We start from the raw sequence: 14,140 nt of genomic DNA, 5'->3' as shown, positions 1-14,140 counted from the left end.
CCGGGCAATGCCCGGGCGAAAAAAGATTTAGAAAGGGCCGCGGGTCACAGATCCGCGGCTCTTTCCAATTGCTCGCCCGCTTTCGAGAAATCATGGTAGAGCTCAAGAGTCATGCCGGCAATCACTGGCCAGGCAAGACAGGTCTCAACGGCATCCAGTGCCCGGTTTGCCCGTCTTTCGGCGGCGATCGGATCCCCCAGCGTCTGGATGATTCCCCAGGCCAACGAGTCCACATTTTCGGAAAAAATGGTCAGGCCGGTAACCTCATGAGTTACCACTGTTCCCAGGCCTCCCACACCACTGGCAACTACCGGCGTACCGGCAGCCATGCTCTCGAGGGCAACAATCCCAAAGGGTTCGTACCGGCTTGGAAAAACACAGCAGTCTGCGATGACATAAAGCTGGTCCCGGTCGAGGTCGCTCAGATAGCCGGCTAAGATCACTCTATCCTCCAGGCCCAACTCGGCGCTGCGCTGCTCAAGGCCGGGAAGCAGAGGTCCGCGACCACCAATGACAAACTTCGTTTTGGGAAATCGTGTTAAGATGGCCGGGGCAGCCTCGATGACAAGATCAGCACCCTTTTCATAGACGAGGCGGCCCACATTGAATATGATGCACTCGTCTGGCTCTGCGTATTGAAGACGAAACTCGGTGTGGTCCGATTCTCTCAACGGCCGAAACCTCGTAGCGTCGACTCCGTTGGGTATGACGCTGAGCTTGTGGCAGCCAATACCAAAATAGTTACAGACCTCATGAGCCATGACCTTGCTGCACGCAATGATTTGGCCAGATCGCTGAGCCAACTCACATTCAACAGAGTCGATTGCCCGGGACATTTCGCTGTGAAGAGACCCCCGATAACGCCCTCTTTCAGTGGCATGCACGGTGGTCAATATCGGAACACCGAAGGTCTGATTCAGCACCAGACTGGCCGGTCCGGTCAACCAATCATGAACATGGATGAAGTCAACATCGCCAGACTCGCGATAGATATCATCTGCCGCTGCGGCGAGCACCCTGTTGGCGCGCTGCACATCGTCGAAGAATTCGTTTCGCCGTGGCCTTTCGACGGCGACCCGGTGGATGGTCAATTGCGGCGATTTGTCGACCGCTGTCTCGCCGAAAAAGGTCGGGGTTACAACGTCAACCGCCAGACCAGGGTCCAGCGCCAGCAGGGCGGGCACAATCTGCTTCACATGCTCTCCCATGCCTCCGGTGATATGAGGAGGATACTCCCAGGACATCACCATTACACGCATTTCCTAATCCTCCACGGCAATGCCCGATTCTACGGGAAAAAGATTCAAAGGAGCGTCCTGCCATCGCCAGCATGGCACGTCAGAACCGCAGTCGCAGGCCTGCCAGCTTACCTGGCCTGAAACCCCCTGCCAGCCCTGCTGTCCCAAAGCCAGAATCGCTTCCCGCACAGACTCGCGCGTCAGCGAGTCCCTCTGCTCCACGGTCCGCTCGATCGCATCGAGATACAAGTTTGCCGCATCGTAGATCAGTGCTTCCTGTGGACCGGGGTCCATGCCTGCCAACTCCCGGTACGCCTTAATAAAAGCTGGATCTAACTGTCCTCGCCCGGGGCCGGAACTCATCCACCAGGTACCGGCGGCTGCGGAGTCTGCGCGAGCCGGGAACACCGATGAACCAATCCCCTGGCTGCCAATCAGGGGAGAATTTGCCAGGATGTCAGAACTGATTTGCTCTGCGAGTCTGGCGCCATCCTCGGCCCCGTTGAGCCACACATATCCCTGCCCGGCCGGTGCAGGGGCCTCCACATCTAACGGCATCTCCAGAAGATCAATCCCGGACATGGCAGCGGCCCTGCGGGCACCAGCGAATGCAGTTGGCTGGTCACTAAAGATGACGATCCTGTCGTCGACTCCCTTTTCGACCAGAAAGGTAACGGCTCTTTCGCCCAGTTCCTCCGGCCCGGCGGCCAGGCCAAAGCCATTCCCCAAATCCTTTGTCTCGATTGAAACAGGCACAATCCAGGGCAATCCATGGGCGCCCAACTCGGAGCCAGCTGCAACGGCCGTATGCAACTGGATTGGGCCGATCACGCCCAGGACATCCCGATCGACAGCCAGTTTCCGAGCCTGCAGGGTAGCTTCTTCGGCGCGGCCGTTGTCGTTTAGCGCCAGCAGGGCTACCGAATGTCCGGCGATACCGCCCGATGCGTTTCGCCGGTTAATAGCCAGTTTTGCGGCATGGAGAGCGCGGTAACCATCATCCCGGTACAACTCTTCGAAAGGTGCAATCAAGCCCAATTTTACCACTGGCCTGGTACTGCCGTAGCACCCAAGCAGAAATTGGCTCAGGACCACAACCAGTAACATCCCAACATAGAATGATGGAGACCGCCTGCAAATCGATGGGTCTAACACTTCTTTTCCTGGTAAACGCAAACAGGTAGGCCAAAAACGCTGTTCATGCAGGCTCAACCTCACGGTCGATTACTGTGACTGGTAGGCTGCCACGTTTGCCTCATGTTCGGCCAGGGTTCGGGCAAACACATGACGGCCCTCGTCGCCGGTGGCGACAAAAAAACAATACTGCGTTTCAGCAGGTCGAATCGTCGATTCCAGGGCTGATAAACCGGGAGTGGCAATGGGACCTGGAGGCAGACCCGGATATAGGTAGGTGTTGTAGGGATCCTGAACGTGCTGGTAATCCTCTATAGATTGGGGCTTCCACCACCAATCCCCAGGACGACCGCGGGCATATTGCACGGTGGGATCCGCCTGCAAATAGAGGCCGCCCACCTCTTCGTCGCAGGCACCTGACAGCCGATTCCGATAAACGCTGGCAATAAGGGGCCGTTCATCCGCCTGAACCGCCTCTCGTTCGACAATGGACGCCAATATCAGAGCCTGATAGAGACTCAGGCCAGAGGCAACGGCTGCGGCTCGCATCTCAGATGAGATCTTGGCGTCGAAATTGTCCAACATGACGCCAAGGAGATCCGCCGGATCAGACTTAGCAGGAACCCGGTAAGTGTCGGGAAATAGATAGCCCTCCAGGCTGGCGCTCAGTGGCCGATCGGCCAAAAAATCATACTCGCCCAATCCGAGTGCCATTGGATCACCGGCGCGAACTGCCGCCATAAAACCGTCGGCATCCATGATTCCTTCTTCGGCAAGCATATCGGCAACCTGTTCGGCCCGCCAACCTTCCGGCACCGTGACAACCACCTCCTGAACAAGGGCCCGCTGCAACGATTGAGCAATTTCAGGCATGGTCATATTGGGCGCAAGCACGAAGTCACCTGCTTCCAGTTTCTGGTCGATGCCGTTGTAGCGCATGTACAGCCGGAATAGATCAGCATCGCTAATCAGCCCCATCTCCGCCAGCCGGTCGGCGACACTGGTGGCCGTCTCGCCCGAATCAATAAAAAACGGAACGGGTGCATCGCTGGCACCCGGTGCCGCTGTCAGCGATGACTGCTGCATTCGCAGGTATAAGCCGATCAGAGTGTCCTCGAGGTTATCGAGACTCAGGGCCTCGCCCGTTGCCTGGCCGGGACGAACAAGGCCCAGGGCCGGTTCCGGTTTCGCTTCCCACTGCTGGTTCAAGTGCTGACCACCTACTACCAGCATCAAACCTACAGCCGATAGCGCAACCAGCGAAATCGCCAGCTTCAGATAAATGCGAGGATCGAGCAAACGGACGTACCAGGGCAACGGTTTCCGCTCCGCCGGCGCTGGTTTCTGCCCTACATAAAGTGGTTTGCGGGCACGGCGCGGCAAGGTCCGCGGTTCGGGTGCAGAACCCACAGTTCGCCGCTTGATATTGCCTTGGGTATCGGTCTGTTTCGATTCGGTCATTTTGCAGAGAAGTAGATAGGTGAACAAGTAGGCAAGTAGACAAGTAGACAAGTAGATAAGTTAGCCGATGCACCAAGGCCTGGCTCCTTGTTTACTTGTTTACTTGTTTCCCTGTTCCTTGTCTACCTGTTTCCTTGTTTCCTCAGTCTGCCCTTGAACTGCTGCAATGGACGCCCTATTCAGGTAATCCTGCAGAATGATGGCAGCCGCTTCGGCGTCGATATGGGCGCGGTTCGAACGCCTGCCAGTTACTGCAAGCCGCCTGGCTGCCTCCTGGCTGGAGCCATATTCATCCCAAAGAATCACTGGTAAGGCCAGGGAACTAGCAAGTCGATGCCCATAACGGGCAGCCTGTCTGGCCTGGGTTCCAGCACTGCCATCAGCGTTGAGCGGAAGACCAACCAACAGCCCAACGATCTCGTTTTCCCTGGCAATGTGTCCAAGCCTTTGGAAATCCTCAGCCTTTGAACGCCTGGTCAACACCGACAGCGGCGTTGCCAGAACCTGGCGGGCATCGCAGATTGCAACGCCAACCCGTCGCTCTCCGGTGTCAATGGCCATCAGACGGCCCTCATTTGGCAAGGGGTTTTCACTTTCCATCATCGCACCGCTTGGTGGGGTGTGCAGTTACCTGGTACCCGCTAACCGATGAACTCGACCCGAACCTGGGTCCGAAATGGCAGCCAGGGCACCCGGTCCGCCACCTGCACAGGCAACCAGTTGAAATCCAGCTCTCGCAGCACAGGAAGCACCCATTCGGGTCCCAGGGTCAACTCAGGAGGCGATTGCAGTCGCCAGTTTTGCTGGAGCTGGCCGACAGCCTCCCCCTCCGGGAGCCCTCGAATCGTGGCCCGCACCGCGGCGGGATCGATGTCGATTACCGCAACGCCGCTGGCGGTCATATCAAAAGCGATTTCCGCGTTATCTTCCCCGTCGAAGGAAACAGTCTCGCTTCCCCGGGTGAAACCAATGGACTCGGAAAGCAGCCGTCCTCGCCGGGGAATCTCATCGCCCAGCGCACGGAGGGCAAATTCCTCAGCAGAGGCCCCGTCAACGGCGATTCCGGTAGCAAGAAGGCGCAGTCGAAGGCTCACCTGATCGGCTTCCTCGTCCGTAAAGCGGTCGTATGTCTCGGCAACAACCAGGCTTCCAACCGTATCGGGGGGTACAAACTCACCCTCGTCCAGCAAATCACCCAGGGCCACGTAGGCCTCTTGTGTCACCCGCTGCAACACCTGGCTTCGTAGCCGATCCTTATCTGCCTGGGTTACCACGGCCACCTGCTTGACGGTACCGCCGGCCATGTTGGCCGGATTAATGACATTTAGCGACAATGCCATCGGCCCCTCGACCGTATTGACCGAAAAGGCTCGCACGTTTCCTGCCGATCCTGGCTCGAGCGCCTGCACCGCCACGGGCACCCGGGCACCGCTGCCTCCCTCCAGCAATGCCGGTTCCAGCGTCTCAAAACGGACGTTGGCGCCGGTAGAGGTAGCGACCACGGTGCCTGCCGGGATCTCCTGGGGCTGGGAACTGCGATTGGTGAATACGACCTGCCCGACCGCCGGCTGATCGGGAGCCGAACGGTTGCCGGTAGCCTCGATCGTGCCATCCCCCTCTACCCGTTGGCCAATTCGGCGGGCGGGTATCAGAAGCTTACCGTATTCAGCAGTCTCGGCATCGGTGCGGGCAACCAGGGAAATCCGATGGGCAATAGGCTCCTGGGCAGGCACCAGTTTGACCGATGCCAACGGCACCACGAACGCCAAAAGGGCCGAAACAGCGGCCACACTCAGGAAAAGCACAGCAGCCAGCGCAAACACTTCCAGAAGGGGCGATGTCGATCCCGGCCGCCCCTGGGAGACTTCTACACGCCGAAAACGCGAAGGCAACCATGCCCTGCGCTGACTGCTGATTGTGTCTCGCTGGTTCCTGGACGGTCCGGGAGGGGTGTAGTCCAAATGGGAACGGCCCATGTTCCAGCTATGATCCTGCGCGCCATCGACCGTGCTGAAAACGGGCAAACCGGCATCGTTGGCCTGGGTACGCAAGCGCTCGTTGCGTGTAACGATGGCAACTTGACTGCCCTGTGCATCGGCCTGTCGACGCAAAACCTGAAACAGCACCAGGCCTGCCTCGTCGGAAGGCCGCCCCTCCCGCTGAATCTGTGCCCATCCCCTGGTAACGCCAGCGGCCGCATCGTTAGCACCTGGATTCGACCTGAAGACCAGGGCAATTCGACTGCCCGCGTGTTGCAGCAAAACCTGGCGCACGGCTGCTGCCGAGATATCTTCCGGCACTTCAACCACGGAGAGAGCAGGCTGGAGCGATGCTTGCCCGGATTGTGGTGAAGCTGTTTGGAAGTCGTCACTCATCGAGCTAAACCGTGACTCAACCCTGGGAGTCGGAGAGTTGTTCCGAAACCAGCCCAGGTACCGACCGAATGGCTGACTGCAATCCTGCCAAATCTGTGCCGCCTGCCCTGGCCATGGTAGGCCGGCCACCACCGCCGCCGCCTACCTGCTCGGCCACCGCTTTAACCAGCTTTCCGGCATGCATTCCCTTTGTCACAAGATCATCCGTTACAGAAGCTATGAAATTGGGTTTGCCGTTGATCGCTGCACCCAGGACAACCACACCGGAAGGCAACTGATCGCGGAACCAATCGGTCATCGTAGCCATGATGTTGGCATTGGCAGCATTTACCTGGGCAGCCAGCACGTCGATACCATCTACCTGGACGACCTGGTTCAACAAGCCTTCGAACTCCTGACGAGCCAACCTGTCCTGGAGACGAGTGATCTCCTTTTGTTGAGCCGAGGCCTGATCGACCAATGCCCTTGCTCTTCGGGCCACCTCCCCTTCCGGTACTCCCAGGATAGCTGCGGTATGCTTGAGAAGCGCAAGACGTTCCTGCAGGTACTGCTGTGCGCCGCGACCAGTCACCGCCTCAATGCGGCGGGCGCCGGAACCGACGCTGCCCTCGCTGACAATATGGAATGCGCCGATTTCACCGGCGTTCCTGACATGAGTGCCGCCACAAAGCTCCTTGCTCCACTTGTCGCTCGCTGGCCCGATTTCCACTACCCTCACTTCGTCGCCGTATTTTTCTCCGAAGAGCGCCATCGCGCCGCTATCCAGTGCTTCCCGGTAGGTAGTCCACCGGGCGGTCACCGGATCATTCCTGAATACGGCGTCGTTGACCGCCTGCTCGATGCGCTGCAATTGTTCATCGCTGACCGCAGAGGGATGGGTAAAATCAAAGCGGAAGCGGTCGGGTGCCACCAATGACCCCGCCTGGCGAGCATGATCCCCCAACTCCCCGTGCAGTGCACTGTGCAGGATGTGGGTGGCGGAATGATTGCGAGCTATATCTGCCCGGCGCGCCAGATCAACCGCGGCCATCGCACGATCGCCGGTGGAAACCACGCCACGCGCCACACGTCCGGCATGAACGATGACACCGGGAATGGGACAGCGGGTGTCGCTCACATCCACCTGCCACCGGGGATGATCGCAATCCTCGCTAATGGCTCCGGTGTCACTCACCTGACCGCCGGCCTCCACGTAGAAGGGGGTGCTTGACAGGATGATTTCCACCTCCTGCCCCGCCTCCACCTGGTCGACCAGGACGCCGTCGGCGACAATGCCTGCGACCTCGGCTGGCAGTTGCGTGTCCAACAGATAAAGATGATCGACGCCACCATCGGGCAAACGATCGAGAGCTTGCACGTATACTGAAAGATCCTCGCCCTCGGCCGCACCAAAGTGGGCGGCTGCCCGGGCACGCCTGCGCTGTTTCTCCAGAGCCTTCTGGTAGCCCACCATATCGATGGTCAAGCCGCTTTCCTCAGCGATATCGCGGGTCAGGTCCAAGGGGAAACCAAAGGTATCCCAGAGCTTGAATACCTCGTCGCCAGGCATCGTCGTCTCGCCCTGCTCCGTTAGCTGTTGGACGAGATTGTCAACCAGGCTAAGACCCACGTCCAGCGTGCGAAGGAATCGCTCCTCCTCGTAGCGGATCGTGTCCAGAATGAACTGTGAACGTTCGACGATTTCCGGGTAGACGCCGCCCATCGTATCGATCACTACTTGCGACACGTCGGAAAGGAAGGGTTCTTTAAAACCAAGCAGCCGGCCAAACCTGGCCGCTCGCCTCAGGACCAGGCGCAAGATATAGTTACGGCCTTCATTGCCAGGCAGGACCCCGTCGGCAATGAGGAAGGTGATCGCCCGGGAATGATCGGCAATCACGCGATAGGCGACCGTCTCAGCCTGCATCTGCTGGTCACTATGTCTCAGCATCTCCTGGACGCGCCGCATAATCGGTTGAAAGACATCGGTGTCGTAGTTGTTGTCGACACCCTGGAGAATACTGACCAGCCGCTCGAAACCCATGCCGGTGTCGACACCATGTTGGGCCAGCGGCGTGCGGGTGCCGTCGGCATGCTGGTTGTACTGCATGAAAACCAGATTCCAGACTTCCAGCCAGCGTTCACACTCGTTATCCAGCGCCACGCTGCACTTGGGGTCGCCGCAGGTGCAGGCATCCGCTCCCTGATCATAGTGCAGCTCACTTGTTGGGCCTGTTGGGCCGGTATCGCCCATCGACCAGAAGTTGGTCTTTTCCCCCATTCGCATGATTCGATCGAGGGGAATACCGATTTCGTCACGCCATACGGCCAATGCATCATCGTCATCCTTAAAGACAGTGATGACCAGACGATCCTCGGGAATGGCAAACACCCTGGTGAGACATTGCCAGGCGAACAAGATGGCATCCCGTTTGAAATAGTCGCCAAAGGAGAAGTTTCCCAGCATCTCAAAAAAGGTATGGTGTCTTGGGGATGGACCGACCTCTTCGAGATCATTGTGTTTGCCACTAACGCGCATGCACTTCTGGCTCGACGCGGCCCGATCATAGGGGCGTTTTTCCAGGCCCAGGAAGGTATCCTTGAACTGGACCATCCCCGCGTTGACGAACAACAGGGTATCATCCCCTTGAGGCACCAGGGGCGCACTCGCCACATGGGTGTGGCCATATTCTTCGAAGAAATCCAAAAAAGCCTGGCGAACATCGGACGCTGTTCGCGGTGGGGCGATCTTCATACCTGAAATCCCGTTTCCTTTTTGTTGACTGCACCTAAAAAACTGCGCGCCGTCCAGAGGACGGCTGCTTCAATTGTATGCCAATTAACGGCAATTGTCAAAGGATTCCTGGTAAAAAACCGGTGTGGACATTTTGTAGGCACTGATTTGTTATACTCAGGAAAGGGAGAAGTGGAGAAGTAAACAAGTAGACAAGTCAACATGATCGTTGGTACACGCCATTCGCCTGAAAACGTGAGGCTTCCTCGTTTAAAGAAGAGAAAGGAGAAACATTTCACACAGAGCATTCCTCGTGGCCACAGATGAGCAGTCAACCCTTTTCCGACAAAGGAGATCAAATAATGCCGAAGCTAAACCCCAGCCAGGACATGAGAACGACCTACGATGAAGAAACGGGCGCCGTTCGCAGCTTCTTCGGAACAGAACTGGTAGAAGTGCCGGCGGGCGCTACGCTCGAAGCCAAAAAGGCACCAGAGCAGTTTCTGAAAGCCAACAAGGACCTGTTCAAACTGGATGGAATTTCCCTCACGGAAACGGAGACCGTGGAGGGCAGTTCGACGCGCTCCGTACGTTACCAGCAGGAACACAATACGCTGCCCGTTTACGGGGCTGAGATGGTGGTCTCGATGCGCAAATCGGACAATCAGATCAGCTCGGCGGTCAACGGTATCGACTACGATCTACCACCCTCGTTGGGGCCGGCGCAAGCCCAATTGACAGAAGACGCCGTCATTGAGCAACTGACGGACCGTTTCGAGACGCGTTTCGATACCTTGGAATTCGGGACACCCAATCTTTTTGTCTACCGCCATCGCCCGGTGGACGCGGATGGTGTCATGAATGCTCCAGCCATTCGCGGTGAAATGCTCGGCCTGACCGAAGGCACCGTGGGGCAACCTTACCTGGTCTGGCAAGTATTCATGGATACCACCGGACCAGATGGCCAGTGGGAGCTGTTGGTAGACGCGAGCAACGGTAAGCTGGTTGCAGTCAAGGACCGGCGCCGGTATGCCACTCTAAAGGGAAACGTCTTCTGGCCAGATCCAATTCGCAGTTCCCAGAACGACAACCTGAGTTGGAGCACCCTCGAAAGCACCCTCAACAATGAATTGAAGGAAGTCGATCTTCTCAATCTGACATCGCCCTCCAACGGCAAGTACAAGCTGGAAGGCACATGGGTGAAAAACGCCGAGCGGGAATCGCCGACATTCGCTCCGCCAGAGGCTACGAGCAACTTCAAATTCACCGCCAAGAAACGCAAGCTCCTGAACGTCATGGTCTACTTCTATCTGGACGAATTGATCAGGTACCTGCGGGATCGCAATCTCACGGCCTATAACAACGCCGCAACCAGCGCCATCGAAGTTGATCCGCAGGGGTTCTCAGGCGAGGATAACTCCCATTTCGTAGTGCCGGTCAGTGGTTCCATGTTCATCGCCTTTGGCGAAGGTGGTGTACCAGATGCCGCAGATCCAGGTGTGATTGTGCACGAGTATGGGCATGCATTGCACTACCTGATCGGATCAGAACAAACCAGCTACGAAGAGGGCTTTAACGACTTCCTGGCGGCAGCATGGCTGGACCGTTTCAATGTGCATCAGTTTCAGCGCGAGGAAGCCATGCCCTGGGATCAGCACTTCAGTGGCACGAGCCACTGGGGACCCACCAGGCGGATGGACCTGAGCCATCGCTTCGACGACAGCGGTTTCGCGGGCTATGGCATGTACCTCAAGGGCAATGTGCTGGCGACGGCTCTGTGGGATATCTTCCTCAACATCGGCGGGGACTCCGACATCGCCGCTGTGCGTGAAGCAGCTGCAAACAGAGTAATCAGCACCTACATGGAGATGTTGACCACGGTGGTTGACAACACGAGCTCAACCAACCAGTTCAATCATGCCAGGGTATTGGCCAACGCTCTGATCGCCATCGATGGCAACCGGACGGGCGGACTCCACAAAAAGGTCATCTGGGATGCCTTCCGTCGGCGTGGCTTATGGACCAACCTGACCCAGATTGGCAACGTTGATCTCTACATTCGCGACAGCGCCGGTGACACCGGTGCCCATGCCAGTCCCCAGGTGCATTGGCACTCCCCGGACATCTGGGTACGCAACAATCCGCCGCCGGCAGACCCAACAGATCCAACCGATCCGAATTTCGGCGAGAACCCGGACGACGGGCACCAACCCCCCATCAACAATGTCCCGAACTATCTCTATGTGAACGTCCACAACCGGGGAACGCAAGCGGCGCAGGCCGGCACCTTTTCAGTAGAGGCATTCAACTGCAATCCTGGCACTGGCATGCTCTGGCCAACCCACTTCAACAGCATGGGCACGCTGACCATTACCCAGGCCATTCCGGCGAGCGGTTCAGCGCGGATCGGCCCCTTCATCTGGACACCACAGATTGTAGATCACGAATGTCTGCTCGCTGTGGTGAACGGGGCAAGTGATCCCGCCATCACCGCTACCGTTTCCGGTGTGGTCGATCACTGGAAACTGGTGCGCTTTGACAACAACGTTGGTCAACGAAACGTCAGCCCGCAGAACGCGGTGCCAGGCGGCAAGACCAAGACCAGCTTCATGATCCGCGGGACCACTCATCCCTCGATCAACACACTCAATATCGACGCAAGCGAACTGCCTTCCGATACCAGCTTCACCCTGCGTCTGGCTCGAACCCTGGTCGATGAGGCCGCCAGCATGTCCGGCTTCCAGGTTCAGAGTTCTAACAGCCGCTGGATGTATTTGAGCCTGGAAGGTGGCGCTATCGGCCGACTGGAAGACTTCCCCCTGGCGACCCGTGAGGAGAAAAATGTGTCGATGGAAATCGACTTCTCTCACCAGGCCGAGGATATGAAGGTCTATCCCATTGTCATCGGGCAGGAGCAGGATGGTGTTCTGGCCGGGCAATTGACGATCGAAATCACGGCGGTGAAGGAGTCGGAAGACTACGTATATGGCAACCCACGCAGCATGGAGTTGCACACGATTCACTGCCCCTACTGGCCTCGCATCAGCCAGAAAAACAAGATCCCGTTCGCCAGAGTTCAGGACGGACTGGCTCGTGGTTACGATGGCTGCGCTTTCTGCCTGCCAGAATACCATATCGACTGATCGCGGCTTGAAACATGAAGTAGGGGATCGGGCGATTGGTCAGCCATCGGCCGTCGTCCGATCCCCTTTGATTAGGAGTAACGATTATGTCAACTTTTGATCTTGAAATCTACCCTCCACCCGATAAGCGGCAGCCGCCGCCAGCTCCTCCCGTTGCCAGGGCAGTCTCCAGGCGAAAATGGACAGGCATACTGCCGGACAAATTCATCGCAGTTTTGACCGATCTGGTGTCCCAGACAAACCTGTCGAATTGGGTGCACCACCTGAGCAGTTACCACACGCGACACACTCAATCGACCTATATCGATCAGGCGGCCACCTGGCTAAGCAGTCAGTTCTCCGGCTTCGGCTACGGTTCGGTAGTCTCCCACCAGTATTCACGGGAAGGCCACCAATTGAAGAACATCATCTGCACCAAACCTGGCTCCGACAGCAACCCCAAGCTTGTTATTGTCTGTGCCCATTACGATTCGATAAATGTCCAGGGTGGGGTTACAGACCGGGCACCGGGCGCGGACGACAATGCCACTGGTGTGGCCGTTCTACTGGAGTTGGCCCGCATTCTGGCAGATGTTGACCTGCGCGACACGGTACAGTTCGCGGCATTTTCCGGCGAGGAACAGGGCTACTGGGGATCGACCGCCTACGCGCAGCACCTGCAAGACGGGGGAATCAATGTCCATCGGCTCATTAACCTGGATCAGGTTGGTGTCCCTCCCGCCGACAATGCGATCAATATTGAGCGGGATATGGGCAACAGCGTCAGCAGCAACGATCAGCTCTCACAAGCTCTGGGAGATACCATGGCCCAGATGGCGGCAGACTATTCTGACATGCCCGTATTGCTTTCCCACATCTATGGTAGCGACTACATGCCTTTCGAGGCACGCGGGTGGGTCGTCGCGGGAGCCTACGAAGCAGGTCACAACCCACACTATCACACCAGCAACGATGCGGTGAGCATGGTCGACTTCGCCTACGTGACGCAGGTGGCTCGCATGACTCTGGCAACACTGCTCCATCTGTGCCTTGATGTCACCGATGAAAGCGGCTCAGCGGTGAATCTCTTCATCCGCGACAGCGCCACGGACACGGGCGACCAGCCCAGCATGTCGCCACACTGGAAGAGTCCGGACATCTGGGTACGCAACAACCCACCCCCTGCCGATCCGACTGATCCGACCGACCCAAACTTCGGTGAGGATCCTGCCGCCGGCCACCAGGCTCCGATCAATGGCGTGCCCAACTACATGTACGTGCAGGTGCACAATCGCGGCACACAACCCGCGTCTGGTATCGTAGTGAAGGCATTCCACTGCGACCCGGGCACCGCCATGCTTTTTCCCACTCACTTCCAGCAGATGGGAACGATCTCCTACCCGGGTTCGATTGCGGCCGGTGCTTCAGTGCCGGTGGGACCTTTCATCTGGACACCGCAGATCGTTGATCATGAATGCCTGCTCGCGATTGCCAGCGCACCAGCCGATCACAGCCTTCCGGAGATTTACTCCGGCCAACTCGACCATAGTCTTCTGGTACGCTATGACAACAACGTCGGCCAACGCAACGTGAGTCCGCAGAACGCCGTTCCCGGAGGGAAAACCAAGACCAGTTTTCTGGTTCGAGGCGGCATGACACCGTCGAGCAATACACTTAGCATCGATGCCAGCCAATTGCCTGAAGACACCGACATACAACTTCGAGTTCCGGTGTGGTTGGCGACCACGAGTGTGACCTCCCACCACGTCACATCAGTGAGCCAGAACAGCCGTTGGGTGCGGTTGGCTCTGCCGGGCGGCAAAAAGGGCCAGTTGATCGACTTCCCCCTGGATGTGCTTCAACAGGGCACCGTCACCATGGAAATCGATTTTTCGCACCAGGCCGAGCACTTGAAGGTTTACCCCATTATCATCGGGCAGGAGCAGGATGGTGTTCTGACCGGGCAACTAACGATCGAAATCACGGCGGTGAAGGAGTCGGAAGACTACGTATATGGCAACCCACGCAGCATGGAGTTGCACACGATTCACTGCCCCTACTGGCCTCGCATCAGCCAGAAAAACAAGATCCCGTTCG

Annotated in this window: 8 protein-coding genes; 2 read left to right on the top strand and 6 right to left on the bottom strand. The window is 57.6% G+C overall.

Translation table 11 applies throughout. From position 1 onward, the window contains the following. Positions 1-44: 44 nt before the first annotated feature. From U9R25_19215 to alaS, 6 genes are all read right to left on the bottom strand, one after another. Positions 45-1,259, bottom strand: coding sequence for a glycosyltransferase family 4 protein (locus U9R25_19215; GenBank protein MEA3338025.1), 1,215 nt, complete (start codon positions 1,257-1,259; stop codon positions 45-47). 3 nt (positions 1,260-1,262) lie between these two features. Then, a complete protein-coding gene (locus tag U9R25_19210) occupies positions 1,263-2,270 on the bottom strand; it encodes an ABC transporter substrate-binding protein (protein ID MEA3338024.1) in 1,008 nt (335 codons plus the stop codon). A 192-nt stretch (positions 2,271-2,462) separates the two neighbouring features. Next, on the bottom strand, positions 2,463-3,833 hold the full coding sequence (gene mltG / locus U9R25_19205) for an endolytic transglycosylase MltG (GenBank protein MEA3338023.1): 1,371 nt from the start codon (positions 3,831-3,833) through the stop codon (positions 2,463-2,465). 99 nt (positions 3,834-3,932) lie between these two features. Further along, the gene (gene ruvX, locus U9R25_19200; protein ID MEA3338022.1) at positions 3,933-4,394 is read right to left on the bottom strand and encodes a Holliday junction resolvase RuvX; all 462 of its coding nucleotides are present in this window, start codon (positions 4,392-4,394) and stop codon (positions 3,933-3,935) included. 80 nt (positions 4,395-4,474) lie between these two features. Continuing rightward, the gene (locus tag U9R25_19195) at positions 4,475-6,208 is read right to left on the bottom strand and encodes a baseplate J/gp47 family protein (GenBank protein MEA3338021.1); all 1,734 of its coding nucleotides are present in this window, start codon (positions 6,206-6,208) and stop codon (positions 4,475-4,477) included. A gap of 16 nt (positions 6,209-6,224) precedes the next feature. Beyond that, the gene (gene alaS / locus U9R25_19190; protein MEA3338020.1) at positions 6,225-8,942 is read right to left on the bottom strand and encodes an alanine--tRNA ligase; all 2,718 of its coding nucleotides are present in this window, start codon (positions 8,940-8,942) and stop codon (positions 6,225-6,227) included. A 341-nt stretch (positions 8,943-9,283) separates the two neighbouring features. Here alaS and U9R25_19185 point away from each other — a divergent pair, with 341 nt between their 5' ends. Both U9R25_19185 and U9R25_19180 read left to right on the top strand, forming a co-directional pair. Then, positions 9,284-12,064: a M36 family metallopeptidase gene (locus U9R25_19185; GenBank protein ID MEA3338019.1), complete on the top strand. Its 2,781-nt coding sequence runs from the start codon at positions 9,284-9,286 to the stop codon at positions 12,062-12,064. 86 nt (positions 12,065-12,150) lie between these two features. Further along, on the top strand, positions 12,151-14,140 hold a 1,990-nt coding region (locus U9R25_19180), incomplete at its 3' end, for a M20/M25/M40 family metallo-hydrolase (protein ID MEA3338018.1).

The organism is Chloroflexota bacterium, from assembly GCA_034717495.1.
In the GTDB taxonomy this organism is placed as follows: domain Bacteria; phylum Chloroflexota; class Anaerolineae; order JAAEKA01; family JAAEKA01; genus JAYELL01.
Note: the sequence above shows the minus strand (reverse complement) of the source record. Positions and strands in the feature narration are given on the sequence as shown.

What these genes read in the sequence shown, in the direction of transcription:
- U9R25_19215 (MEA3338025.1), bottom strand. Translation starts at nt 1,259, where the DNA reads ATGCGTGTAATGGTGATGTCCTGGGAGTATCCTCCTCATATCACCGGA.
- mltG (MEA3338023.1), bottom strand. Translation starts at nt 3,833, where the DNA reads ATGACCGAATCGAAACAGACCGATACCCAAGGCAATATCAAGCGGCGA.
- ruvX (MEA3338022.1), bottom strand. Translation starts at nt 4,394, where the DNA reads ATGGCCATTGACACCGGAGAGCGACGGGTTGGCGTTGCAATCTGCGAT.
- U9R25_19195 (MEA3338021.1), bottom strand. Translation starts at nt 6,208, where the DNA reads ATGAGTGACGACTTCCAAACAGCTTCACCACAATCCGGGCAAGCATCG.
- alaS (MEA3338020.1), bottom strand. Translation starts at nt 8,942, where the DNA reads ATGAAGATCGCCCCACCGCGAACAGCGTCCGATGTTCGCCAGGCTTTT.
- U9R25_19185 (MEA3338019.1), top strand. Translation starts at nt 9,284, where the DNA reads ATGCCGAAGCTAAACCCCAGCCAGGACATGAGAACGACCTACGATGAA.